Raw genomic sequence first — 25,439 nt, 5'->3', positions numbered from 1 at the left:
ACCTAGGATGCCGACATCATTGCAGGAAAAATAACTCCTCTACCCTGATGAACATTAACCACGCTTTCCGCTGAACCACGAAACAAACCAGGACCAAATGAACAGTCGTTATAACACAACAACATCCCAACTAAATTGATCTCGCTTTTTTCTGTACCGCTGCCGTATTTAAACCAGCGTTGGGGTACATACTGCTGCACCATGTATTCTGTCCATTGTTGATCAACAATATCCGTCCAAACAGCGGCCTGGCAATCACTTTTCACATACATGTCAATACCACGGCCACCACTATTGCGTTTTAACACCCAATTTAAGGGCGAGTTGCTTATCTCGTTCCGTTTTTCTGATCGATGTAGTGCATAGGTGGGGATTAAAAACGACCTTAAGAAAAGATATTCTTCTTCTAAAAGATAATTGTTCATGATCTCTTCATTATAGAGCACAGCAAGGATCCGTTTATCATGAACCAATATCAATGTACGTACATCGTTAAAGTAGTTGCCTTTACTAATAACCAGTTTTAATACTTCAGGATCAAAATTACGCAGTTCTTCGCGATCCATTTCCATTATAAACTGATCAACGGGTTTACCATCCAACATAATGGAGCCATTTTGGCATTTCAACTGGGCTGGGTTCGCAGAAATATAATTTAACCCCCGTTTACTGAACTCATTCAACAGGTAAAATACTTCAGTACCTTTTTCTTTCTCATGCACCAGCACAATAGGCTCATTATGGTTAAAACGTTTAAAAATGGCGTGAATAAAATCGCGCTGATGAGGAACAGCCTCTAATGCGGGTAGACGGCTATCTTCAGTAATTACATTTAGGTAATAACTTATCATCCACCCATTAATCGGATATCTGGCCCCTATTTCACAGATTTTGATACTGCCATCTTCTGCCTGTAAAAAATCAGGACGGTACATGCCCACTTCGTAAGATTGGGCACTTGCCATGCTCAAAATATGGTTTAAACAAGTATCAAAATTATAAATGGCACGTATCCTTTCATCTGTAAAATAAGCATTTACAACATTGGTTAGTGCCTTGTTCAGCACCTGGCATAGTTTTTCCATTCTTACAATTTCGCTACGGTTTACAGCAACAGGAACCGGCGAGAATGAATCAGCACCATTGCAGGGTATTTCGCCCAGGTGTTTCCTCAATAAATCATTTAGTGTTTCTCTGCTACAGACAGTTTGGCTTTCTATAAGATTTCCCGTCATCATTTATGCAATTTCTTCTTCGGCCAGTACAGGCTCTAAACTAGCGCTAATGGTTTCCATCACGGCGGCCTTTTTACTTAAATAATCTGCAACAATCTCGCTTAAATCATAATCAGCCAAATTTATATCCATCGCTTTAACGTAATAATTGATGGCGTTAACCGCATAAAAGAAATGGTTTTTTTCGGTAGGTCCACAGTGTACCGTTATCCAGGCCAGTGTATGTTTCAAGGTATCTTTATCAAAACCAAAATCATCTTCCAGCCAACGTGTAAACTTCGGTAAGATAAACTCCACCTCTCCATGGGTATAAATTTCGTGCACTAGGGTAGTCAACAAACCGATCAATAAATCTTTGTTACGCAATGAGTTCTGGTCTTTCCAATATTTAAAGGCACGTGCACTTGGATCAAGGTATTGCCTTAACAACCATCCATCATCACCACAGGTATTTGTAGCCATGGTATAGAACAGGTCAGAGTGCAACACTTTGCCAACAACGGCCAGATCCTCATCAACAATCCTGTTCAGACTGGCTACAGATCTGAAAAGTTGCGCTTCATCCGCCACAGGTAAGTTTTTATGAATCAGCATGGTCATTCGGTTGCTCAATCCTGCAACTGTAACTGCACTGTTATTGGTTTGGCTCCAGCTATGAAAAAAAGGTTTAAGATGATCCCGATCATGCAGCACTGCAGTAAGTTTCACGAAACTGTCTTCGATTGTTTTAAAGTGTTCAGCCTGTTTAGGGAAATAGGCTAAAAGTTGGTGCTTCAATGGAGACTCCTCCATTCCTTCGAGCACAGGAATGATAATTGACAATAAATTTCTCATGATTATTTGGTTAAAGGTTTATTAAAATTATGAAGGATACAGATTAAAATATTAATGCTGAACAAACGATATCCTGTTATTGCATACCTTCGATGATAGGGCATGACATTAATAATGATAAAATTAATTAACTGGTATTTAGCGATATGCAGCTAAAGCAGAATAATAGGGATAACTGATAGAGGAGCGTTTTTCATTTTGATGAGCGATTTGAGGGTTATAAGATGGATTTAATTATACATATATAAGTACTTTTACTTAATAAAAAAAATACATATTAAATATATTTAAAAATTACACAAATAAAAATTTTAAAATACATTAATTGTATTATTAAAAATACATTATGAAATAATTACATCATTATAACTCTTTACTAGACATTTTGGAAGGATAGGATTTGTTTATAAGTTAGACTACTTCACATACAGATACTACAAGTTTAACAGCGTATAGAAATTTAAACTTTAACGGGTAAATTGTTGGTTACTAAGATCTTTAAACTGAGAAAAAATAAGAAAGGGCTTATATTAACCAGTATCCGCAGTATTTCGTAGGCGAGATATACCTTGCAGTTTGATGCGTAGTACTATCGTGATGAGTGCGCAGTGAGTATGTGATAAGCCATTTAAGTGTGCTATACGTTTTGCTTAAAATTTATTTTTTTTGCCTAGGTGAGCTTAAGCGATATTCTCCAGATACTTTAATACCTCTTCTTTCTTTCTACTGGAAACCTGAATTTTCTCTCCGTTTTCCATCTGAAGATAACCTTCTCTGAAATATTTTTTAACGTAAGCGAAATTAACTAGGTAGGATTGATGACATCTTAGAAAACCAAAGGGAGATAGCAGCCCTTCATAATCTTTCAATCCTTTTGATACCAGTATGTCGTTTGATCCGTTGATCACAAAAGTGGTATAGCCTTTATCGCCTTTGCAAAACATAATATTTTCTATAGCAACTACCTCAATATATTCGAGTGTTTTAAGTGCAATGCGCTTATTGGCTGATAAGCCTTGGGAAAGATAATGTTCTTTGGCAATGCTTAATTGTTGCTGGTCAAATACATCCTGTTTACGGTGATGAAAACATTTATTAATTGCAGAAGTTAGCGATTCTTCATCAACCGGTTTAAGCAGGTAACCAAAAGCACCAAGATTTAGTGCCTGTATTGCATATTGATCATAGGCGGTTAAAAAAATGACCTGGAAATCCGCTACTCCAATCTGTTCAAAAAGTTTAAAGCTATCACCGTCCTTTAGTCTGATATCAGCAAGAATAATTTCAGGTTTTAAAACAGGTATTTCTGAGGCAGCGGTTGCGATTTCAGCAGCAGAGCCCACCACCTGCACATAATCGATCCAGCTTACAATCTGTAGAATATGTTGCAGGATACGCGGTTCGTCTTCCAGTATATAAAGTTTCATATTAGATGTAAATTAATCGTTGATAATTGGAATATTGATTTTTACCAGCACACCAATTTCACCAGTATCTTTTTTGTCGTTAAGCGTAAAACTGGCATTTTGGCTATAACGGCAAAAAATTGCTTCAAACCGCTCGGCCAGGATGGTTTGTGCCAAAGATTGTTTTTGCTGATTGCCAGATGCCTTATTGCCCAAACCACAGCCATTGTCATCTATCGTTATTTCGAGTTGATTGGCCTGTTGTTCAAATGAAATTTTAAGAAGCCCTTCGTAAGGGATGTTCCTGAATCCATGTTCTATCGAGTTTTCAACGAAAGGCTGGATAAGCATGGGCGGAATAAGTATGGCCTGTGCATCAATCTCTTCAGAAACCGAGATTCGATAGGTGAAAGTATCGGCATAACGCATTTGCTGTAATAAGAGATAATTATTTAACGAAGCTATTTCTTCATCAATAGAGATAAAATCCTTCCTGTTTTGTTCAAGGATTGATCTTAGTAAACCAGAAAAGGATTTTAAATACCTGACAGATTCAGACGTATTGCCCGATGAAATCAGACCTTGCAAATTGGAAATGGCATTAAATATAAAATGTGGATTAAGTTGTACCTGAAGAAGTTTTTGTTCCATAATCAGACGCTGATTATCGGCTGCTAGAAGCTTGTTCTTATCCTTTAATCGAAGTTGGTGATAACTGATAATAAACAGCGACACAGCAGCCAGGGAGATGACCAATACCATGAACAGTAACCAGCGCTGTTGATTGATCAATTTTTCATTTAGTTTATTGCGGCTGTTAAGCTCGTCGATACTTCGGTCTTTCTTTTCTACTTCGTATTTTTCGTGCAGTTCAGCTATTTTTGCTGCCTCTATAGCTTTATTATTCCTGATTTCAGTTTTATAAAGGGAATCGGAAGCTGCCAGCGCCGATTTGTAATCGCCTTTAAACTTATATGCATCAATCAGACCCATATAGGGAGTAGTTTTGCGCTTCCCAGAAGGATCTCTTTTTTCCATTTCCATCCCAGCACGGTAATAAAAAATAGCCGAATCTGGCTGATTATTTTGTATAAATGCAGTAGCCAGATTATTGTACGCAATATCATTCAGGTTATCCGTTTTTTTCAGGAAACCAAAATATATGCGACTATAGTCAAGTGCCTTTCCAGTTTTCCTCTGTTTACTGTAAATCTGCGCCTGATTATCGTAGGTGCGGGCCAATGCGAGGCTATCTTTGATGTTTACAGCTAGTATGCGCGCCTGATTGTTATAATATAACATTTTGTTTAAATCGCCAAGCCTCGAAGCCAGTAAAAACGAGATATCAAAATACCGTTGTTTAATAACGGGATGATTTTTATAAGGATGGGCAGCAAAATACTTCGCTGCGTATTCCAATGATTTCTGTTCGTTATTGTTTTGATAATAGGCTTGTGCGATTAAGTCATAATAACGGTAGGTTAAACAGCTTTTCTGCGTTTCAGCGGCTTTTAAACCCGATAGTATCCGGTTCATAAGCTGAGCTTCCACCATTGATCCGTTGGCTATGGTAAACAAAATAATTGTATTTTCTTTTAACAATTCAATATCATCATTTTTACGGTATCCTTTCATGCGTTGATAAGCAGCAAGCGCGCTATCCTTTTTCTTTGCAAGGGAAAATTTTCTTGCCCTAAAATAATGGTAAAAAGGATTTTTTTCTTTTTCCGGCATTAAAGATTGTATACTATCTTGTTTATTGATGACTGGCTTTAGCTTTTTAGATCCTGCGAGTGTGTCTAATGAAACAATAAATGAGATCATATCAGCTGTAGATTTCCTTTGAACCGATACCGATTTACCATTATCAATTCTCTCTGGCTTTTGCTTGCACGAAACCAGGCAGAACATGGAAAGCATAAAAACAGGCACAAATTGGCATCGTAAAAAAAGATTCATGTTGCTTGATAAATAGTTGAGTATTTCTCCTAGAATTAAAGCTTAAATATATTAATCGGAAGCTTAGCTAAAAAACCTATATCGATATTCGGGAACTTTGAGGTTATATCCGTTGGTAAAAGTTAATTATTCGATAAGGCTAAAAGCTGAAGATCAGGCTATAGCTGAAAGGAAAATTGTTACTCTTAAATCTACACCATCACCATTTCTTTAAGGAAAATAAAAGCTAATGATAAATGCCCTAACCAAATTTCAGGCAAAATAATTCAAATATGGAATGGAATTTACAAATTATCGGCAGATGAGCCGCAAATACTGAGCATTTTTGCTTTTCAAAAAGCGGCCAAATGCTAGCTTAAGAAACTATCATTTTAGTAATGCCTTGTTAATTCCTTTTTTAATCAACTTATCAAAGAAGACACACAAGAAGTCAAAAAGATTAAGAGATCTTAATGATTTTTCAGAAATTTAACGATTAAGAAGTGACTTTATTCGAAAAAATATTGCCGCGAGTCAGTTTTTGTATAAATTAGTAAAACTAAATGACTATGGCGAAGTGAAGTCTATACCCATTACTGCCGAAAAGGAATTATTAACTAGATTAAAGTGCGGCGATAAGATCGCCTTTAAACAGTTATATGAGATCTATTCGGGTAGACTTGTCAGTAAATTGATTTATCTGTTAAAATCTGAAGAATTAGCTCAAGATATCCTACAAGATGTATTTCTAAAGATCTGGATCAATCGCGAAATGATCGATTCTGAACTCAGTTTTGGTGCATTCCTTTATAAGATTGCGACAAACCTATCAAAAAATGCGATCCGAAAAAATGTTTATGACCAGCTTATGCGCCATGAGATAGGCCAGGAAGAAGTTTACCATCCCATGGAAGATGATGAAGATGCTGAACAGGCCAAGGTCATTTTAGATCAGGCTATGGATCAGCTCACTGAAAGGCAGCGGGAAGTTTACACCTTACATAAACTAGAAGGGCTTAGTTATCAGGAAATCAGTGAAAAACTGAATATCAGCCTTTCTGCTATTAATCATCACATTCAAAAAGCCAACAAACACTTAAAAGCAATACTAAAATCAAGGTCATTTGAGCTTTTTATTCTTCTGCTGCCCAGCATACTAAAAAAATAATTTAACAAGAGGTGCTATTTTTTATTTTTCATGTGTATTCTATTTAAAAGGGATAATTTTTCCCTAGTTTACCATGAGCGAACCAAACAGAATTAAGTTCTTATTTGATCAGTACCTAAACAATGTCATCACAAAAGATGAATTGACCGAGCTTAACCAGCATCTTCAGAATAATCAAGATGAGGTACAGTTTGATGAGGTAGTTAATGGATATTTTGATTCAACATCTCACTCGGTTCATCCAAAATCTAAAGCTATCGGCGATTTAGTCTGGAATGAAATCGCTCAGGAAATAGAAAAGGTTCAGCCTAAACAGCGGAAATTGTTTTCTTCTTTACAATATGCTGCAGCCGCAGCAGCTATCCTGATTATTTTATTCACCTCCATTTTCGTTTACAAATCCATTTATCCTAAAGATGCTGTTCAAAAAGATATTGCACATGACATCCTTCCTGGTACTCATCGGGCAACGCTACAGGCGGCTAATGGAAAAATATATCAGTTAGAAGGCAGTAAACAGGAAATTATTGCTGATAAAAACGCGATCCGCTATAAAGATGGAGCATTGCTTGAAAAGGAAGAGCAAATTCAAGATTTTACTTTAAGTACACCAAAAGGCGGGCAATACCGACTTACTTTAGCAGATGGCACCAAAGTATGGTTGAACGCGGCCTCGTCTATATCTTATCCAAGTGCATTTTCAGGAAAAGAAAGAAGGGTTATGGTTATAGGTGAGGCTTATTTCGAAGTGGCCCATAATGCTCAAAAACCTTTTATTGTAAAGACCCAAACGCAGGAAATAAAAGTTTTGGGAACAGCCTTTAATGTTAATTCCTATGAAAATGAAGGGGTAACGGTAACCACGCTTGTTCATGGCCGGGTGCAACTCAATGGCCCTAACATATCAAAACCGGCATATTTAAGTCCTGGAGAACAAGCTGTATTAAACCGGAATGCTTTTCAAATTTCGCCTGTAGATGTAAGCGCAAATACAGCATGGAAAGATGGAGAATTTATTTTTACGGCTACACCGCTTACGGCAGTGCTTCGCCAGATTGAGCGTTGGTATAATCTGGACATCGATTACAGTGGTATACCTGAGGATATCCAAATCCACGCCTCCATTCAACGCGACAAACCGTTATCTACAGTACTTTCAGCGCTTGAAAAAATTACCAATTTAAAATTTGATATTGAAGGAAGGAGGGTAAAACTGATGAAATAATTTTACCAGTCGGCAAAAGTGGTGAGGACAAAACTAACCTATACCATCGCCTCATATCTACCAAACCAATCAACAACCAATAACCAACAAACTAATCACAATATGAACGATTTCCTTTTTTTTAAGGAGTATAGCGGGCGTATGTCCGGTCATAAAATCAATGGCGAAGCTGCTGAAACGAATTCACTATTATCTTTCCGATGGATTATCATTTTGTTTTTTTTAATTGCGCTGTCATTTTCGAATCGGTTGTATGCACAAACCGTAACGCTTGATCTCAAGAACGCCACAATCATCAGGGCTACAACAGAAATAAGAAAGCAAACCAGGTATGATTTTACCTATAACGACCTCATCCTTAAAAAAGCAAAACCGGTTACCATAAAACTCGTTAAAGAACCACTCAATAGTGCACTAAAAAAGCTTTTTACAGGTCAGGATCTCGATTATGAAATCAAAGACCGGATTATCATTATCACTGAAAAGAAAGCGGGCATAACTAAAGAAGCTACTAATAGTGTTCTGGATGGTCCGGTAAATGGAAGTGTTACCAATGAATATGGTAAACCGATGGATGGTGTTACCGTAAGGGTGAAGGGCACCAGGTTTTCTACCCAAACCGACAAAAGCGGTCATTTTACTGTTCCTGCTCAATATGCAAACAGCATGCTTGAAATTAATCATTTAGGTTACTATCATTTGGAAATTCCAGCCCAACGGGCACGTGTGGTTTCACTTAAAATATCTGCATCCGAACTAAAAGACATTTTGGTAAACACGGGGTATGAGCAAATTGATAGCCGTCAGCTAACCAGTGCCGTGGAAAGCAAAAAAATGGAAGAGCTTCTTACACCCGGTGTAAATACCATTGATAAATTACTGGAAGGCAGAATACCTGGACTGGTTTTTATGCAAAACTCAGGGCAGGTTGGGGCAGCACCTAAACTAAGAATCCGTGGAACATCTACTATTTTAGGTAACCGTGAGCCACTATGGGTACTGGATGGCATTGTGCTTCAGGATCCTGTAAATGTCAATCCACAATCCATTAATGATTTAGATTTTGTAAACCTGTTAGGTAACGCCATTGCAGGACTAAACCCTGAAGACATTGATCAGATTGATGTACTTAAAGATGCTTCTGCTACCGCTTTATATGGGGCCAAGGCAGGAAATGGTGTAATTGTTATTACGACTAAAAAAGGCAGGCCTGGTAAACCAACCATTTCTTATTCAACTAATGTCACTTTCAACAGGCGTCCACGCTATTCAGACCGAAACATGAACATGATGAATTCTGAAGAACGCATGGATGTTTCGCAGGAAATGGTAGAAAGAAGGATGCAATACAACAATGTAACCCAGTTTTCTGGCTATGAAGATGCGCTTCAGCAATATTATAAAGGAACCATCAGTTATGATGAATTTAAACGCCGGAAAGATTACTATGCCGGCGTAAATACAGATTGGTTAGGTTTGATTACTCAGGATTCTTACTCTCAAAGCCACACCCTAACGCTTTCAGGCGGTTCTAATCGTATAAAATTCTATTCTTCTTTGGGTTATTTGAACGAAAACGGAACCATTAAAGGCGAATACAATAAACGGTATTCTTCAGTTGTCAACGTAACTGCCGATTATGATAATTTCCTGGCGCAGGTAAGTTTTGCAGGGAACTACTCTTCCAGGAATTATTCTCCAGCTGATTTGGGTATCATGAACTATGCCTATAACACCAGCAGAACTTTGCCTGCTTATAATCCTGACGGGAGTTATTTTTACTATCCGGTTACCACAACAACTGGTCAGCTCTTTAATTACAACATCCTCAAGGATAAAGAATATAGCGCTGATCATACCGATCTCATTTCAAGCAATTTAAAGGCATTATTAAGGTTAAAAATCACTCCGAAGTTTAATATGGAAGGAACCTTTGCCTATGCCATTAGTAATAATGATCAGCAAATTTATTATACAAAAGATTCTTATTACATCGCCAAACTACACGAGGACTATAGTTTAAGGAATGATAAGGCGCCAGTTGGAGGTGAATGGACAAAAAAAGAGGTTCGTAACAACAACTATACGGGCCGCTTGCAGGCCAACTATGCCACAACCTTCGGCGCAGAAAACAGGCACTCTCTTACCATTTCAGGAGGTACGGAAATCAAATCAAATGAGTATAATGGCTTTGACATTACAAGAAGAGGATATTTCCCGGAAATGGGCGGCTACTTTGACATTGTACCTACTACTTACTCGGGCTATTATAGCCAATGGATGTCTACCAAGGCTGCTTTAGGATCATTCAACCGTCAGCTTACTAACGAATTTGCATGGTATGGTACAACCGGGTATTCTTACCGTGATAAATATATCTTCAATTTTCATATTCGCGGTGAACAATCTAACCTTTTTGGAACGCGTTCAAATAATAAATTGTTACCTATTTACGCTTTTTCTGGTAGGTGGAATATGAGAGAAGATGTAGCCAGAAATGCATCATGGATAAGTGATTTAGCCCTAAAAGCGTCGTGGGGATGGCAGGGCAATATGCTTCCAGGCCAGACACCGTATATGATTATCAGACAAAATGCTTCAACTGATCCGTATTACAATTCTACGTCTGCAAACATTTCCAATTTCCCAAATCCGGATCTAAGATGGGAACGTACCTCATCATCCAATATCGCCTTAGATTTTGCCTTGTTTGGCAATAAAGTAACCGGATCTGTAGGTTATTTCTATAAAAGAACTCAGGATGCATTTCTGAATAAAACAGTATCAGAAATTAATGGTGTGCAAACTTACGTCATTAATAGCGGAACCATAGAAAACAAGGGGATAGAAGTGGCCTTAAGCGTTACAGCCATTAACAATGTGGGTATGAATCAGTCTAAACGCGGTTTTGTTTGGCGGTTTGATCCGCAATTGGGACAGGTGCTGAATAAAATTATTAACCAGGCTATCAATAATAGAAACAATGTTCTTATTGACAATATCAATTATTCCAATTACCTGAGCGGTAATGTTCAGCTGGCAGGCAAACCAATTAATACCTTTTATTCTTACAAATTCAAAAGTTTAAGTCCTGTTGATGGTTCCCCAATTTTTTATGGTTTAGAGAGTGAAAATTCTGAAGAGTATCAAAAACGATATTTAAATATGGACAGGCAAGATGTTTACATGGAAATCATGAGTGAATCCGGCCGTCGCGAACCTTATATTCAGGGTGGTTTATCAAACTACTTCGGATACAGGAATTTTGGCTTATCATTTAACCTCACCTATTCTTTAGGAAACAAAATCCGATTGATGAAAATCGCTTCAGGTTATGCAACTACCAGCGCCTATCCGCAGCAAAATTTACGTAAGGAATTTGTGTACCGGTGGCGCAGACCGGGTGATGAAACTTACACCAACATCCCAGGTCTTCAGGTATCTACGAATGTTATTAATCCATGGTGGTCAAACTATCCTGTAAGTAGCCTTCAACTGGGTGGCAGTGCTTATGAGATGTACGATAATTCCGATGTGAGATTGGTAAGTGGAGATTACCTAAAGCTACAATCGGCATCTTTCCGGTACAATTTTTCAGAATCTTTAATGCGTAAGCTCAAACTGAGTTCGGCCTATGTTGCCCTCACCGGCACCAACTTATTCACGCTTAGCAGTAAAATGTTAAAAGGGCAAGATCCAACTCAATCAGGCGCTACACCAAACATCAATCTATCCGTCAGACCTACCTATACCGCAAGTCTTAATGTTTCATTTTAAAAGAAAACCAGCTATGAAATATCTTTTAACCCTGTTAACCTGCCTAATACTCCTGAGCTCGTGCAGCAAGTTTTTGGAAGAATATTCAACAGATCAAAAATACCTGGAAACCACCGATGACCTGAATAAGGTAATGATTGGTGAGGCTTTCATGAATAATGTATACAGTTTATCTTTCTATAATCCAGCAACCATGGGCAATATTACTTCAGAGACCGATTTCTCTGCGCCATGGCTCCATGTGATGGATGATGATAGCGAGACATTTGTACTCGGAACTGCTGACAGAGACCAGTCTACTCCACTTTACATGCTTTCTGGCTTTCACAACTGGGGGCAGAACCCGGCAATTAATATTTTAGGATTTGCCTGGACCGATGTGATGTGGAAAAAAGTTTATAAACGTATTGGTGCCGTTAATGCATTAATTTATCAGGCTTCGGAAATTGCGGCAAAAAACCCAACCGATGTAAATCTGCAGCGTTTACGTGGGGAAGCCTATTTTCTTCGTGCTTATTACTATTTCTTACTGCAAAATATCTACGGATCTCCTTACCGTAAGGCAACTGCTTCAACAGATGAAGGTATACCACTAAAGATTTCGGAAAAAGTTGAAGATATCTATTTTAAAAGAACCGATAACGAAACCATCTATAAACAGATTGAAGCAGATCTTAATCAAGCTTCAGATTTGCTTCAAGGCTACAACCCTGCAAGTAAAATCAGGGTAGGTATTGCGGCTGTTAAATGTTTACAAAGCCGGGTATATCTGTTTACAGAACAATATGATAAGGTATTGCAAGTAACTAACGGGTATGACAATATGGGTTACAGTATCACTGATTTAAAGCGTTATGTAGCAAAGAGTAACTTTACCTACCGCAGTTCTACAGAAACCATATTCACCATGGGTACAAATTCAATTCCTGCCGTTTTTCCTAATGATTCTTTAGCCTCTTATTCACCTGTGAATCGTCTGGCATCTAGCTTTAAAGCTTCTGATAATCTGATACAAAGCTTTAGCGCTAACGATCTGCGCTTGAACGCCTGCTTCATGCTATCAGCAAAAAGCAAAGCATATCTTCCAGCTAAATGGCGTACCTGGTCAACTTACAATGATCCTGAGCAAATATCTTGTATCTTTTCCTTCCGTTTACCGGAAATGTTGCTCAACCGTGCAGAAGCGCAGGCCATGCTCGGTGCTGATGGTGAAGCATGGAGCGAAATTCAAAAACTGCAGACCATGCGCTTTAACAATAATGGAGGTAGCCCGCAACCTGCATCTAACCAGGCATTGGTTAATTTTATCCGGGAGGAACGTAGGCGGGAATTTTGCTTTGAGGGCCATCGCTGGTTCGATTTGAGGCGGTACGAAGTAAATTCAAAGTATCCGCTTGGGTCAGGTTTTGCGATTAAACACCCTACTTATGATTATGATGCGCAAACGAATACTTACACCCGTGCAGGCAATTATGTTTTAAATTCAATTGCCCAGGATGCCGCAAGCTGGCAAGTACCGATTCCAAATTACGCTATAGAATTTAACAGGGGATCATTAACCAATCCCATTCGCAGTGTCCGTAATATTCAACCTTAACTTGATCAATATGAAAAATATTTTATTTGTGACGGCAGTATGCTGTACGCTTATGATGCTTTCCTGCAGAAAAGAACCATTCACCGAGCTACCGGATTATGATAAAAACTGGTTGGCGATGGAAGATAACCCCAATGATCCAGCTATTCATGCAAATTTCCAGTTTTATAAAGAAACAGGTATACCTGTATTTGTTAATGATACTATTGGCTCGCAACAGCGTATGGATGTTTTTGGTAAAAGTTATACCTACTACGAAGTTTTATCACTGAGCTATTCGCTGGGTGGCATACAAAGCGGGCCACCTCCTGTAGTGCAATCATTTACTTATTGCAATAAAGCAGATGTGCCAAATGCGCTAACATTTTTAAGAAATGATATCATACCTGTGATAAAAGGCAACATCCATGTGCCAAGTATACTTTTGGTTGAAAACATGAGTACCAATGCTTTCGGAACCTATGCTTATAAAGGATTTAACACCGTCGTAATTGCACAGGTTTCAAAAATCTCCACCATGAGCGCTGCAACCAAGGCTGATTATAAAGCCGCGATATTAAGGTCAATGCTTACCAATTCAGTATTGGATAATAAATATGCGGGTATTCTGGATAAGTTCTATGCAGTATCACGGAAGTTGGTAACCACCCGAGACGCGTATGGACTAGCTACTTATTTCTTAAATGCCACCAATGTTACCGGCTTACCGTCCGGAACTCCGATCACTTTACAGGCCATCGGCTTTCTTGGACCAGATGCCAGGATCTCGACCTCCTCGCCCATATCTACCTGGCTGGATGTGAGTATGTATATCGAAGCCGCTATGGTAAATACAGATACTCAGTTCAAACAAAAATACGCTGCCAATCCTAATATCCTCCTTAAGTATGGCTATATCCGCCAGATTTTAAACGATGTAGGGATAAAATAACTAATCAAAAAACAAATAACCGTTGGCTGGTACTTTAATCTTGCCAACTTATAAACAAGTACAAACTAAAATGAAAAAAACACTAATTTTTTCTGCGATGTTGGCAATCTCTGCATCGTCGTGGGCACAAACGGCTGTCATCAAAGGAAAATTTCACAAGCTTTTACCAAATGGCAGGGAAACACAGGAAGTTTTCTTCTCAAAGCCCCAGGATGGTGAGATTGAGGTTATCCTCCCTATGGTGAAAAGTAGGCAAGACCAAGTCTTTCGTGGAGAAGTAAAAAAGGAAGATCTGAATACCATCCGTTATGTAGGGGTATTTGATGAGCAATATGCGGTTTATCTGAAAGCTGGCGAGGAACTGAATGTAGACGCTGGTGACGGACAAATTGTTTATTCGGGCAGTGTGAACAAAGAAAACCAGGTATTTGCTGATTGGTATAAAATGATTAAGCCATTAAGAAATTATGGTTATACCAAAGATGGTTACAGGCTACCCTCTGCCGGTTATCTTAAAATTATCGACTCGTTGAAAGTACCGGTTGAGGAGTTCATTAAAAATATCAATACCGGAAACTCAGCCTTCGATAAGCAGGCCAAATATTTTTTAACTTATAGTTATAAATATGATGTAGTTATTCCTACCGCTTCCGGTTTAAACATTGGAAAGAAAGATGAATATCCGGAAAGCCTGGTAAAATTTTATAATAATGAAAAATGGACCGATTCGAATATCTGGAGCTTGCCTATGGGTTATCATTATATGCTTTATTTCGCCTTTGTGAAACATATCATCTACAATTCTAAACAAGGAATGGCTGCAGATTTTCTTATCCCCGAAATTTCTAATAAAGAGCTGAAAGCTAAATTTATTGTGGCACAGGCAGAAAGAGGTGCAAATATGAACTTTGTTAACTACCTCGAACGTAATGAGCAGTATATGCAAACCAATCAACAGCGCGACAAAATGAAAGCCATGTTGAAAAGAGCCCGTATGCAACAACCTGGTGGGGATTGGATTGACTTTTCTTATCCTGACGCGAGCGGCAAAATGCACAAATTGTCAGAAAACCTAGGCAAAGTGGTTTTGATCGACGTTTGGGCTACCTGGTGTGCACCCTGCCTGAAGGAACAACCTGCGCTTGAAGAGCTCGAAAAATCTTTCGAAGGTAAAGATGTTGTGTTTATTAGCCTTTCCATTGATACAGATAAAGCCAAATGGCAAAAAATGGTGGAGGAGAAGAAATTATCGGGTTTACACTTATTCACTAACAACAAAGGATCGGTTGTTAACGACTATGAAGTAACAGAAATCCCTAGATTTATTTTATTTGATCAGAATGGAAAAACGGTAAACATCGATGCTCCCCGCCCTACTGACGCTAAATTGAAAACCCTTATTGAATCTACGCTAAAAGGAGAAAAATCAACAACAAAATGAGAAAGTTAATTATTTTGACCATCGTTTGCCTAAGCGCATTAGGCTGGAAATCTACATCTGCTCAGGGAATAAATTTCGAAACGACCAGTCTTGCTGTAGCCATGGGAAAGGCAGGAAATCCGGCTGAACCAAAATTGATTTTAGTAGACTGCTATACTACCTGGTGTATTCCATGCTTGGAAATGTCTCAACAAGAATTTCCCAAAAAAGTAGCTGGCGACTATTTTAATCCTAAATTTGTGTCTATCAAGTTCGACATGGAAAAGGGTGAAGGATTGGAAATTGGCAAGAAATATAAAGTAACGGCATATCCAACCTTCCTGATTTTGAACGCTCAGGGTCAGGAAATCAACCGGGTGGTAGGTAAGGCCACCGCTGAAGAATTTATAGAAAAGGTAAAAAGTGCATTAGATCCTAAAAACTCCTTAGCGGGTTTAAAAGCCGCTTATGAAGAAAGCAAAAACATGCAAACAGGATTTCCTTACGCGTTGGCACTTTATCAAAGTTCGAAAGATCCTTCTCCGGTCCTTGAAGAACTTTTCGACAATGCACAGGATTTTGAACGGTTCAGTAAAGATTATCTTGAGTTGGCTTTTGGCATCACCAAGTTTGGTAGTCCTTTCTTCAGAAAGCTGATGTTAGAGAAATCTAATATAGATGCATACTGGGGCACGGAAGTAACGAACAGGATCATATTCGATAAAATACGAAAAGATATGTACCAAATTGCCAGTGAAACCGGTGCCAAATACAATATTTACTATACCCCTAAAGAGGTGGAAGACATTGCCTACACCGTAGCATTGCTGAAGTTACGTCAAGACAAACCTGAATCACATATGTGCCGAATTGCGCTTTATGTAGCTAATCAGGATTTGGATGGCTTAATTGCCTACTATAAACGCAACATCGCGCTCATTCCAAACACGGATGTATTCAAAGGGATTTTGGATGGCATTTTAATGAAGAAAATGGATAAAGCCAATAATGCGCAAAAAATTGCAATCAAAGAATATTTCAGTGGCGTAGCAAAGATTTATGAAAAAGAGGCTAAAGATTATCAGTATAAAGCTGAACGCGTGATGAACACAGCTGGTAAATAGGCTAACAAAAAATTGCTTTACCTGTCCGGCCAATATTGAGTTGGCCGGACTTATTAAAATATCCGATGAATCTATTTAGAATAAAAAAAGAAACGCAATTGATTGTATTGCTGTTTGGCCTATTCCTCATAGCACACTCTGCAACTGCACAGGATTTTACCAACGACCAAAAGATTTTAGCTGATTACCAAAAAAGTGTAGATTCTTTATTAAAAAAAACAAAATCTGTAACCGCAGCCGCTGCCTTGGAGGTATTGAAAACACCTTCTATCAAGATAGAAGCTAATTTAGCAAAAGATACAAAAAAGGAATTAAGTCCGAATGCATTGTACGAATTGGCCAAAAAATCTACCCTGATTGTTGGCTGCTCCTATCTTTGTCCAAAGTGTTCAAATACACACTTGAGCGAATCAACAGGTTATGTAATTGATAACAAAGGAATTGTGGTAACCAACTATCACGTAGTGAATACTTATGCAGATATGCATGATGGCTTTAAACCTGTTGCATTTACGGTACGCTTGGCAAGTGGTCATGTTTATGCAATTAAATCCATATTATCGGCATCCAAAGAAAATGATTTGGCCATTTTACAACTGGAAACCAATGGCGATATGTTGCCTGCTCTTCCGCTAGCAAAATCTGCAAATGTTGGCGACCAGGTTTTTGTACTCGGACACCCAAAGGGAATGCATTATTTTTTCAGCCAGGGTAACGTAACAAATAAATACATGGAAGAAGCTGGACCGGATGATGCCCATTTTTTTAGGGAAATGATGGCTATTTCTGCAGATTATGCAACTGGATCAAGCGGTGGCCCGGTATTGGATGTTTATGGACGTGTAGTGGGAACGGTTTCTAACACAAAAATGTACACGCATAGTGAAATGAATCCCAGTGTACAGATGGTGGTAAAAAATACGGTACCTGTGGAATCACTATGGAAACTGGTTCGATCAGGATCAAATCAATAAATTTAGCTTAATATTAACAGCACGCTCAGATGCCCGCGATTAAAAACCGCGGGTATTTTTTTGATCTTAAAAAAATGGGGCCTGCCAATCCGCTGAAATTTACCCCAGTCTGATTAAGCATTTAATATCTTTGCCGGATGGAACACGTATTGGACAATCCCATTTATTATGCCCTAACATCAGGGCATAGCTATATCTCAAAAGGAACTGATGAGGTAAAATATTATGTTGACGATATTACAGCTTTTGCCGGTTTGAAGGATAATTCGCAGGAGAACCTAAATACCCTCCATCAAATCAGTCCGGCAGAAAGTCTTTTCGTATTTTTTTCCAAAACACCAGTAGAAATACCTAAAAAATGGAAACTGTTGACTCAGATTGACATGTTTCAATTCATTTTCCGTGGCAAAGAAATTCCCACACCAGATGCAAGTGAGATAACAGAACTGGATTTAAAACATGTTGATGAAATGATCGATCTGGTAGAGCTGACCAAACCAGGACCATTTCTTTCCAGAACCATTGAACTAAGTAATTACACTGGCATATTTGTAGAAGGTAAGCTGGCTGCCATGGCTGGCCACCGGTTTTTCCCGCGCCCCTTTCGTGAAGTGAGTGCCGTTTGTACACACCCTGATCATTTAGGCAAAGGTTATGCTTTTAAGATTTTACAAGAGCAGATTAAAAGAATATTACTCCGTTTGGAAATACCTTTTCTACACGTTAAAAATGATAATGAAGGCGCTATTAAACTTTACCAGAAACTGGGTTTTGAAATCAGAACAGATATGATTGCCTATGTGATCAAAAAACATGCATAGGCCAACAAGAGAATGTTTCTAAATAGATAACTGCTGAAAAATTAACATTTTTATGCTTTAGTTTTGTTCCAAACTAATACATACATGTCAAAAACAAAACTTACCATCAACAATAATGGCTCTGTTAAAATAGAGGGTGATTTCGAAATAGTAGATAGAAACGGTAATGCTTATGGCTTACAAGGCAGAGAAGTCGTTTCGATCTGTCGTTGTGGTTTATCTAAAAACAAACCATTTTGCGATGGTGCTCATAAAGGCCATTTTGAGCATGATGCCATTGCATTCGACCTTCCACCAAAAAAGGTTTAATAAACAGCATTAAAAAGCATCAATCTTCCAGGGTTGGTGCTTTTTTATTTTAGGCACCTTTTACCGGAACCTTTTGATGCAATTTGGTGTTAAATGAATAAATAATTTACATCATGGCAAAAGAGAAGAAAAAAAGCAAAAAGAAAAAGGATAAAAAGAAAGGCAAAAAAAAGAATAAATTAGGCGTTAAAAACTCGTTAGTAAACAACATTAATGCGCGAAAGAAAAAAGGCAAATCTAGATCTAAGAAAAAGTCAAAAATCAGCAAAAAAGCCTATAAAAAAATGAAAAAAGGCTGGAAGAAATAATTATCGAAGTTTAGTGCTATTATTTCCTGAAATTACCCAAAACTATCCAAGTGATACTTATATCCAGAAAGATATCACTATCATCATGAAAGCCTGTATCTTTGCGCCATGGAAACAAAAAAGCAACATCGTAATAAAGAAACCTGTACAGCAAGTTTAAATGCGGTAAAAGACGCCTTATACGTATTAAATGGGAAATGGAAGTTTCCATTAATTATTGCTTTGCAAGATGGCCCTAAGCGATTTAATGAGATCCAAAAATCGCTTGGGGAAATTACGCCCAAAATATTATCAAAAGAACTTAAGGACCTGGAATTAAATGAGTTTCTGGTACGAAAGGTATTTTCTACCACTCCTGTTACCGTAACTTACGAACTTACCCCCTATAGCGAATCGCTTGATCGGGTAATTAATGAATTAAGAGAATGGGGACTAAAACATCGCGAACGCTTGGTTAAGAATAGAAAAACCGAATCGTCCGCAGCAGAAATGACGGTTTTAACATAGAATGCCAAAGCCAATTCTCTATATTATCCATTCACCTAAAAAGCAAAAAACCGATAATGATAAAATTCGGCTATCTTTGTAGAAAATAAAATCCATGGCGGTATTACATAGAAAAGAAGAAAAAATTCAGGCAGTGCTGGGTAGGTTGCCTAAAAAATATACGGACGAACAATTTGTAGAAATGTTTATCAGACTTTATTCTAAAGATTGGGGCAAAATTAAATCAGCTTACATTAAACAATCTCAGGATAAAGAACCAGGAACCATTATCAATATGCCTAAACCAGAGGTATATTTAAGACAAGTACTGGCAAACTACCTGCAACAAAATGATACTTCCAGCGCAGTTGATACTAAAAAAGAAACTGTTGCTCAGGAACCTGCAACTGAAGTAAAAGCAAAAACTCCAGCTAAGAAGAAAGCAGAAACAACTGAAGTGTTTACAGCAGAAGTTAAAAAAGCTAAAATCCCTGCAAAGAAAAAAAATGAGGCAACAGAAGGAGCTCCGGTAGCTGAAAAGAAAACAAAAGCGGCAGCAAAAAAGCCTGCAGCAAAAAAATAAAAAATATTTTACACCATATACAATAAATCACTTTTTTAGTTGTTTATATATATGAGAGCGTTAATTTAGATGACGGGGATAGGTCGGTATGATTTATCCCCGTTCTTTTTTGGTATTTTGCCGATTAAAAATCTAAAAACAAATCCTGACGATACGTCATTCCCAACTTGATTGGGAATCGTAAGCTTTTATATGGTTGCTATGTTTCATTAAGATTCCCGCCTGCGCGGGAATGATGAACTTTCTTAATGTAATTACTAATTTTCAAAGAACTTCCACAATTCACTTTACCATCCCATAAGTTTTACATCCAATTGTAAACTTTATTCATTTAATTGGTATATCGGGAAAAGTCGATATACATTTGCGTCATGGATCAAGTAGAAATATTTAAAGCCCTTTCCAACAAAACACGTTTACAGATTTTAACCTGGCTAAAAGAGCCTGAGTTACATTTTCCGGAACAGCCAAATGCCGATTTTGACAATGTGGGTGTTTGCGTCGGGCAGATCCAGATGAAGAGTGGCTTATCACAAAGTACCATTTCCGAATACCTATCTATTTTACAGCGTGCTGATTTAATCAGCTCCACACGCCTGGGCCAGTGGACTTATTACAAACGCAACAAAGAAGGCTTAAAAAAATTAAGCAATATCATTAACACCGAATTATAATTTAGAAACATATGAATACAGATAGTTTATTTAGGCCATTTAGCCTTAAAACATTAAACATCAAAAATAGGATTGTAATGGCGCCTATGACTAGGTCTTTCTCTCCAGATGGGGTGCCAACACCTGAAGTTGCAACTTATTATGCAAAAAGAGCAGCTGGAGAAGTAGGTTTAATTTTATCGGAGGGAACAGTAATTAATCGTCCCTCTTCATCATCAGATCCCAACATTCCACATTTTTACGGCACCAATGCTTTAGCAGGATGGCAGCAGGTAATTAGTGAAGTTCACAAGTCTGGTGGGCAAATGGGTCCGCAAATATGGCACCAGGGTATTCATGCAAATCATGCTTCTGGCTGGTTACCAAGTACCCCATTTGAAGGCCCCTCATCTTTCAACAGTCCGGGTTTTGAAAACGGCGTACCGATGACGGATGCGGCTATTGCCGATACCATTGCTGCTTTTGGGCAGGCTGCGGCTGATGCCAAGGCCCTAGGTTTTGACACGGTTGAAATACATGGCGCACATCAATATCTGATTGATCAGTTTTTTTGGGATGCGACCAACAACCGCACCGACGTTTATGGGGGCAAAACCTTAGCTGAGCGTACACGGTTTGCCGTTGAAGTAATTAAAGAAGTGCGGAAACGAGTTGGTGAAGATTTCGCACTGATTATCCGCTTATCACAATTTAAACCGGCTGCTTATGACTTTAAACTGGCTAAAAATGAGCAGGAGATGGAACAATGGTTAACACCGTTGGCAGAAGCCGGAATTGATATTTTCCATTGTTCGCAGCGTCGCTTCTGGGAGCCTGAATTTGAAGGTTCTGACTTAAATTTTGCAGGATGGGCCAAAAAAGTAACTGGTAAAACTACCATTTCAGTAGGTTCGGTTGGCTTGGATGGAGATTTCTTTGGTGCTTTTGCAGGCCAAAGCTCACAACCTAGCTCGCTAGATGAATTGGTACGCAGAATGGACCGAGGCGATTTTGATTTAGTAGCAGTTGGCCGTCCGCTTTTAGCAGATCCAAATTGGGTAGAAAAAATCAAAAATAACCGAATTGAAGAATTAAAAGGCTTTAGTAAAGAAGCTTTAATGCAATTGGTATAAAAACCATATCTTTCTCTTTATTTTAATAGCATCTCGAAAGGGATGCTTTTTTGTTGTGATGTCAGATGTTACCATCTGACACACATCTCAAATATTAATTGTGGAGTCACTCTCTTTCTAATATCTTAATACCATTTTTAGCCAGTCAAATGGTAACACCTAACTTCAGATAAAAATTTTTCTGCCACGGAAACACTGAAGGCACGGAATCTCTTTTGATATTTAGGAAAGCAATACCTGTAATACTTCGGTTAGTCTAGCCCCGCCCTTGGCTTAATCCGGCTGAAAAACCTAAATCCTTTTTAATGGTGTCAGATATTACGCAAACCAATTAGCCTTAAGAATTTTTCCTTAAATTCACATCATCAAAAAATTGATTATCCCATGTCGAACATTAAACTCATTATCGAAGAAAGGCCCGCAAATATTGGAAATTTCATGGTTGGCAGACTCCTTCCTTTCCGTGAGAAACGTATGGTTGGGCCATTTTCATTTATTGATCATATGGGGCCAGCTGCAATGAGTGATCATGAAAACCTTGATGTTCCGCCCCATCCACATATTGGCCTATCTACTTTAACGTTTCTATTCGAGGGTGAAATTACCCATAAAGATAGTTTGGGATCTGATATTGTAATTAAGCCAGGGCAGGTAAACTGGATGACTTCAGGCAGTGGCATTGTACATTCAGAAAGAACCCCAGAGTACCTTCGCCATACCGATAAAATGCTCCATGGCTTACAAATCTGGGTAGCCTTGCCAAAAGATTTAGAGCAAATGGAGCCTGAATTTTGCCATGTTGAAGAGGCTGACATTCCAACCTGGACTCAAGATGGTGTTTATTTCAAACTCATTGCAGGAGGAGCTTTTGGCTATAAATCACCTGTTCCGGTATACAGTCCCTTATACTTTTTGGAGCTAAAAAGCACTGAGCGGCAACAGGTAAACATTGGCGACTACCTATTTGGCGAAAGTGCACTTTATATTTTAGAAGGAGCAATAGAGAGCGATGGACATATTTTTGAACCCCGTTTAATTTTAATTGCCAATAACGCCAAACTATGCCAATTTATTATGCACGAAAACACCACAGTTTACATTTTCGGGGGCGAGCCTTTTCCCGAAGAACGTTTTATTTACTGGAACTTTGTGGCATCCGATAGGGAATTGATTGAAAAAGCCAAGATAAAGTGGCTGGAACAAACTTTTAAACCTGTACCAGGAGAAACCGATTTTGTGCCTTTACCTAATCAAAATCCATATATTAAGAAATAAATTTGATGGAAATACAACAGAATAACGGCGAAAGTAAGGGGCAGTTCGAAGCATCGGATAATGGCATACAGGCAGGCGTTTTAGCATATATTTGGGCTGGCCCTGGCAAATTCATCATTGACCATACCGAAGTCAATCCAGATTTTGCTGGTCAAGGTATCGGAAGAAAATTAGTATGGGCAGCCGTAAATTATGCCAGAGAAAACAAAGTAAAAATCCTTCCCCTTTGTCCCTTTGCCAAAAGTGTTTTCGATAAAACATCCGAAATTCAAGACGTATTATTTTAATCTTAGTTAATTCTTTCCGCCAAACAAATTCATATTTACCGAAACAGCCACACCTGTTGAGGATAGCCTGGTATTGCCATAACCAATATCCGTTAACGGAATTTTCATAAAAGGTTTAGCGCTGATGCTTAAATTATGATTGATTTTGTGCTGAAACTCTACACCAACATTGGCTATACCCAAATAATGCTGGTTCTGGTTTCTTACTTCGAAATTTTGAGGACCTTGATAGGTGCCGTTGTAAGAATAGCGATATTGCTCTTTCAACATTAAATAACTGGATAAACCCATACTTACAGAAATAGCATTTCTACGGCCATCGAAAACTTTATAGTTTAAATTGATCGGAATATCCAGCACATCACAATTGGCATGGATATTTGCCGGATTCACCTTAAAAACGTAACTGCTGTTGGGTTTGTATAAACTAAAATCTGAATCGTAAATTTTCTTTGCATAAGAAGCCCCTGTAGTCACACTTAATTTTTTGGTTAGGATTACGGTGGCCTCTAAGCCAAAACCGCCACTTAAGCTACTTTGACCCGACTTTTGTACGCTGGTTAAATCGGGCGCAGCAAGAATACTTAATATCAACCTGGATTTCTTCTTAAAAATCGGATCTTTAACTTTTGCCACCTGACCATGAGCAGGCTCAACGATAAGGTCCTGCGCTTCAAATGCTACTGGTTCCGTTTCAACTCTTATTTCAGGCTTATAAAGCACATTAACCAATTGGTTACCATGATCATTGCCGGGTTCCATAACTTTAGGGGAAATTACTCGTGTAGATCGCGTTTCAGCTTTCCTTTGTTCATTGGCAGCTTTATCTTTATTATAATTGTTGCCAGCCAGTAACCGTTCTTGTCCATTTTCGGCCCACTCAGTCCCATCTGCTGGCTTTTCAATTAATTCTTCCTTAGCATTTAAAGGACTATTGTTATTATTGTTTTTTTCTATCCTGGTTTTAACCTGATCGTTTTTAGACTGATCAGCACTTGGTTTAACCAACAAAAACACCACCAGCAACAATGCAGCCATCCCAGCCACAGCAGTTAACCACCTAAGCGGCACTACGCTCCTCTTCGGCGTTGGATGCAATCTCTCCTCCAGATGATCCCAATCTAAATCATTAAAAGAAAGGTCGGGATTTTCCAACCCATCCTTAAATAATTTATCTATATCTTTTCCCTCTTTCATTGCATATTTGTGTTTAACCTTGCCTGTAGAAGGTTCTTGTCTACTTCCGAACTCCTCACCTGGTAAGTTTTCGTTTCCGTAGCTTTTAACATTTCCTGTAATTTTTGCCTTGCCTTGAACAGGTTAGATTTTGATGTACCTACAGATATCCCCAGCATTTCGGCAATTTCTTCATGCGTATATCCATCTATGGCAAAGAGGTTAAAAACAGTACGGTAACCCGGACTTAATTTTTGCACCAAAGCCAGTAAATCCTGATAAGCCAATTTATCATATACAGAACTTATCTGCGCAACATTTTCATGATCAATAACATCTAGCTGATCAGCAAATTTTAGATTGGCGCGATAATAATCGATAGCAGTATTGGTGATAATGCGCCCAAGCCAGGGTAAAAATGCTTTGGTAGGCTCATATTTGGCAATGCTCTTAAAAGCTTTAAAAAAACCGTCATTCAAAATTCCCGCAGCATCCAACCGATCGTTTGCGTAACGCAAACAGATACCCATAGCAAAACTATAGAAATGTTGATATAGCGCTTTTTGACTATCTCTTTCATTTCTAATGCAGCCTTGAATATACTTCTGTATAAGAATATCTTCTCTGTCGCGCTTAGCGGTCACAAACTCTCCTTTCAAAACACATTACGATGAGGAATAACGAAAGGTTGCTTCAAAAATCAATTTTTTAAAAATATTTTATAGCATTCATTCTGGCTTAAAAATCTCCGTAATGGAAGCAACCATTTAAAACTTGTG

The 25,439-nt window shown here is 38.4% G+C and carries 23 protein-coding genes; 17 read left to right on the top strand and 6 right to left on the bottom strand.

Annotated features, from left to right (window positions below; all coding sequences use genetic code 11):
- Positions 1–2 precede the first annotated feature (2 nt).
- The 4 genes from PGN18_RS08800 to PGN18_RS08785 form a co-directional block, all read right to left on the bottom strand.
- Positions 3–1,238: a hypothetical protein gene (locus PGN18_RS08800; protein ID WP_335319078.1), complete on the bottom strand. Its 1,236-nt coding sequence runs from the start codon at positions 1,236–1,238 to the stop codon at positions 3–5.
- Entirely contained in the window at positions 1,239–2,069 is an 831-nt protein-coding gene (locus PGN18_RS08795; protein WP_335319077.1) for a hypothetical protein, read from the bottom strand.
- 680 nt (positions 2,070–2,749) lie between these two features.
- Positions 2,750–3,496 (bottom strand): LytR/AlgR family response regulator transcription factor, encoded by a 747-nt coding sequence (locus PGN18_RS08790; RefSeq protein WP_335319076.1) that lies wholly within the window; start codon positions 3,494–3,496, stop codon positions 2,750–2,752.
- Positions 3,497–3,508: 12 nt separating this feature from the next.
- A complete protein-coding gene (locus tag PGN18_RS08785) occupies positions 3,509–5,434 on the bottom strand; it encodes a tetratricopeptide repeat-containing sensor histidine kinase (RefSeq protein ID WP_335319075.1) in 1,926 nt (641 codons plus the stop codon).
- A gap of 520 nt (positions 5,435–5,954) precedes the next feature.
- Here PGN18_RS08785 and PGN18_RS08780 point away from each other — a divergent pair.
- The 17 genes from PGN18_RS08780 (at position 5,955) to PGN18_RS08700 (ending at position 23,484) form a co-directional block, all read left to right on the top strand.
- Complete coding sequence (locus tag PGN18_RS08780) at positions 5,955–6,581, top strand: RNA polymerase sigma factor (protein ID WP_335319074.1); 627 nt, start codon at positions 5,955–5,957, stop codon at positions 6,579–6,581.
- Between the two features lie 73 nt (positions 6,582–6,654).
- The gene (locus PGN18_RS08775) at positions 6,655–7,806 is read left to right on the top strand and encodes a FecR family protein (RefSeq protein WP_335319073.1); all 1,152 of its coding nucleotides are present in this window, start codon (positions 6,655–6,657) and stop codon (positions 7,804–7,806) included.
- Between the two features lie 102 nt (positions 7,807–7,908).
- Positions 7,909–11,583 carry a SusC/RagA family TonB-linked outer membrane protein gene (locus PGN18_RS08770; protein ID WP_335319072.1) on the top strand — a complete coding sequence of 1,225 codons (3,675 nt, stop codon included), beginning with the start codon at positions 7,909–7,911 and terminating at the stop codon, positions 11,581–11,583.
- A gap of 13 nt (positions 11,584–11,596) precedes the next feature.
- Entirely contained in the window at positions 11,597–13,180 is a 1,584-nt protein-coding gene (locus PGN18_RS08765) for a RagB/SusD family nutrient uptake outer membrane protein (protein WP_335319071.1), read from the top strand.
- Positions 13,181–13,190: 10 nt separating this feature from the next.
- Complete coding sequence (locus PGN18_RS08760; protein ID WP_335319070.1) at positions 13,191–14,111, top strand: hypothetical protein; 921 nt, start codon at positions 13,191–13,193, stop codon at positions 14,109–14,111.
- Positions 14,112–14,181: 70 nt separating this feature from the next.
- Positions 14,182–15,552 carry a TlpA family protein disulfide reductase gene (locus PGN18_RS08755; protein ID WP_335319069.1) on the top strand — a complete coding sequence of 457 codons (1,371 nt, stop codon included), beginning with the start codon at positions 14,182–14,184 and terminating at the stop codon, positions 15,550–15,552.
- On the top strand, positions 15,549–16,655 hold the full coding sequence (locus tag PGN18_RS08750; RefSeq protein ID WP_335319068.1) for a thioredoxin family protein: 1,107 nt from the start codon (positions 15,549–15,551) through the stop codon (positions 16,653–16,655). Before PGN18_RS08755 ends, PGN18_RS08750 begins: the two co-directional genes overlap by 4 nt.
- Before the next feature lie 65 nt (positions 16,656–16,720).
- Positions 16,721–17,629, top strand: coding sequence for a S1 family peptidase (locus PGN18_RS08745; RefSeq protein ID WP_335319067.1), 909 nt, complete (start codon positions 16,721–16,723; stop codon positions 17,627–17,629).
- A 137-nt stretch (positions 17,630–17,766) separates the two neighbouring features.
- Positions 17,767–18,450, top strand: a complete 684-nt coding sequence (locus PGN18_RS08740; protein WP_335319066.1) for a GNAT family N-acetyltransferase — start codon at positions 17,767–17,769, stop codon at positions 18,448–18,450.
- Positions 18,451–18,534: 84 nt separating this feature from the next.
- Positions 18,535–18,759 carry a CDGSH iron-sulfur domain-containing protein gene (locus tag PGN18_RS08735; protein WP_293787416.1) on the top strand — a complete coding sequence of 75 codons (225 nt, stop codon included), beginning with the start codon at positions 18,535–18,537 and terminating at the stop codon, positions 18,757–18,759.
- A gap of 113 nt (positions 18,760–18,872) precedes the next feature.
- Positions 18,873–19,067, top strand: a complete 195-nt coding sequence (locus tag PGN18_RS08730; protein WP_335319065.1) for a hypothetical protein — start codon at positions 18,873–18,875, stop codon at positions 19,065–19,067.
- Positions 19,068–19,175: 108 nt separating this feature from the next.
- Entirely contained in the window at positions 19,176–19,574 is a 399-nt protein-coding gene (locus PGN18_RS08725; protein ID WP_335319064.1) for a winged helix-turn-helix transcriptional regulator, read from the top strand.
- Between the two features lie 94 nt (positions 19,575–19,668).
- A complete protein-coding gene (locus PGN18_RS08720; protein WP_335319063.1) occupies positions 19,669–20,136 on the top strand; it encodes a hypothetical protein in 468 nt (155 codons plus the stop codon).
- Between the two features lie 371 nt (positions 20,137–20,507).
- Positions 20,508–20,810: an ArsR/SmtB family transcription factor gene (locus PGN18_RS08715; RefSeq protein WP_335319062.1), complete on the top strand. Its 303-nt coding sequence runs from the start codon at positions 20,508–20,510 to the stop codon at positions 20,808–20,810.
- Between the two features lie 11 nt (positions 20,811–20,821).
- Positions 20,822–21,922: an NADH:flavin oxidoreductase gene (locus PGN18_RS08710; RefSeq protein WP_335319061.1), complete on the top strand. Its 1,101-nt coding sequence runs from the start codon at positions 20,822–20,824 to the stop codon at positions 21,920–21,922.
- A 384-nt stretch (positions 21,923–22,306) separates the two neighbouring features.
- Positions 22,307–23,197 carry a pirin family protein gene (locus PGN18_RS08705; protein ID WP_335319060.1) on the top strand — a complete coding sequence of 297 codons (891 nt, stop codon included), beginning with the start codon at positions 22,307–22,309 and terminating at the stop codon, positions 23,195–23,197.
- 5 nt (positions 23,198–23,202) lie between these two features.
- On the top strand, positions 23,203–23,484 hold the full coding sequence (locus PGN18_RS08700; protein WP_335319059.1) for a GNAT family N-acetyltransferase: 282 nt from the start codon (positions 23,203–23,205) through the stop codon (positions 23,482–23,484).
- Positions 23,485–23,490: 6 nt separating this feature from the next.
- On the opposite strand, the gene PGN18_RS08695 is transcribed toward PGN18_RS08700, so the two are convergent.
- Together PGN18_RS08695 and PGN18_RS08690 are read right to left on the bottom strand one after the other, a co-directional pair.
- On the bottom strand, positions 23,491–24,681 hold the full coding sequence (locus PGN18_RS08695) for a hypothetical protein (RefSeq protein ID WP_335319058.1): 1,191 nt from the start codon (positions 24,679–24,681) through the stop codon (positions 23,491–23,493).
- The gene (locus PGN18_RS08690; protein ID WP_335319057.1) at positions 24,678–25,319 is read right to left on the bottom strand and encodes an RNA polymerase sigma factor; all 642 of its coding nucleotides are present in this window, start codon (positions 25,317–25,319) and stop codon (positions 24,678–24,680) included. The genes PGN18_RS08695 and PGN18_RS08690 overlap by 4 nt, the downstream gene beginning before the upstream one ends.
- Positions 25,320–25,439 lie beyond the last annotated feature (120 nt).

Origin of the sequence: Pedobacter terrae, from assembly GCF_036946585.1 — a bacterium.
GTDB lineage: Bacteria > Bacteroidota > Bacteroidia > Sphingobacteriales > Sphingobacteriaceae > Pedobacter > Pedobacter terrae_C.
This window is presented reverse-complemented; position numbering and strand designations above follow the sequence as displayed.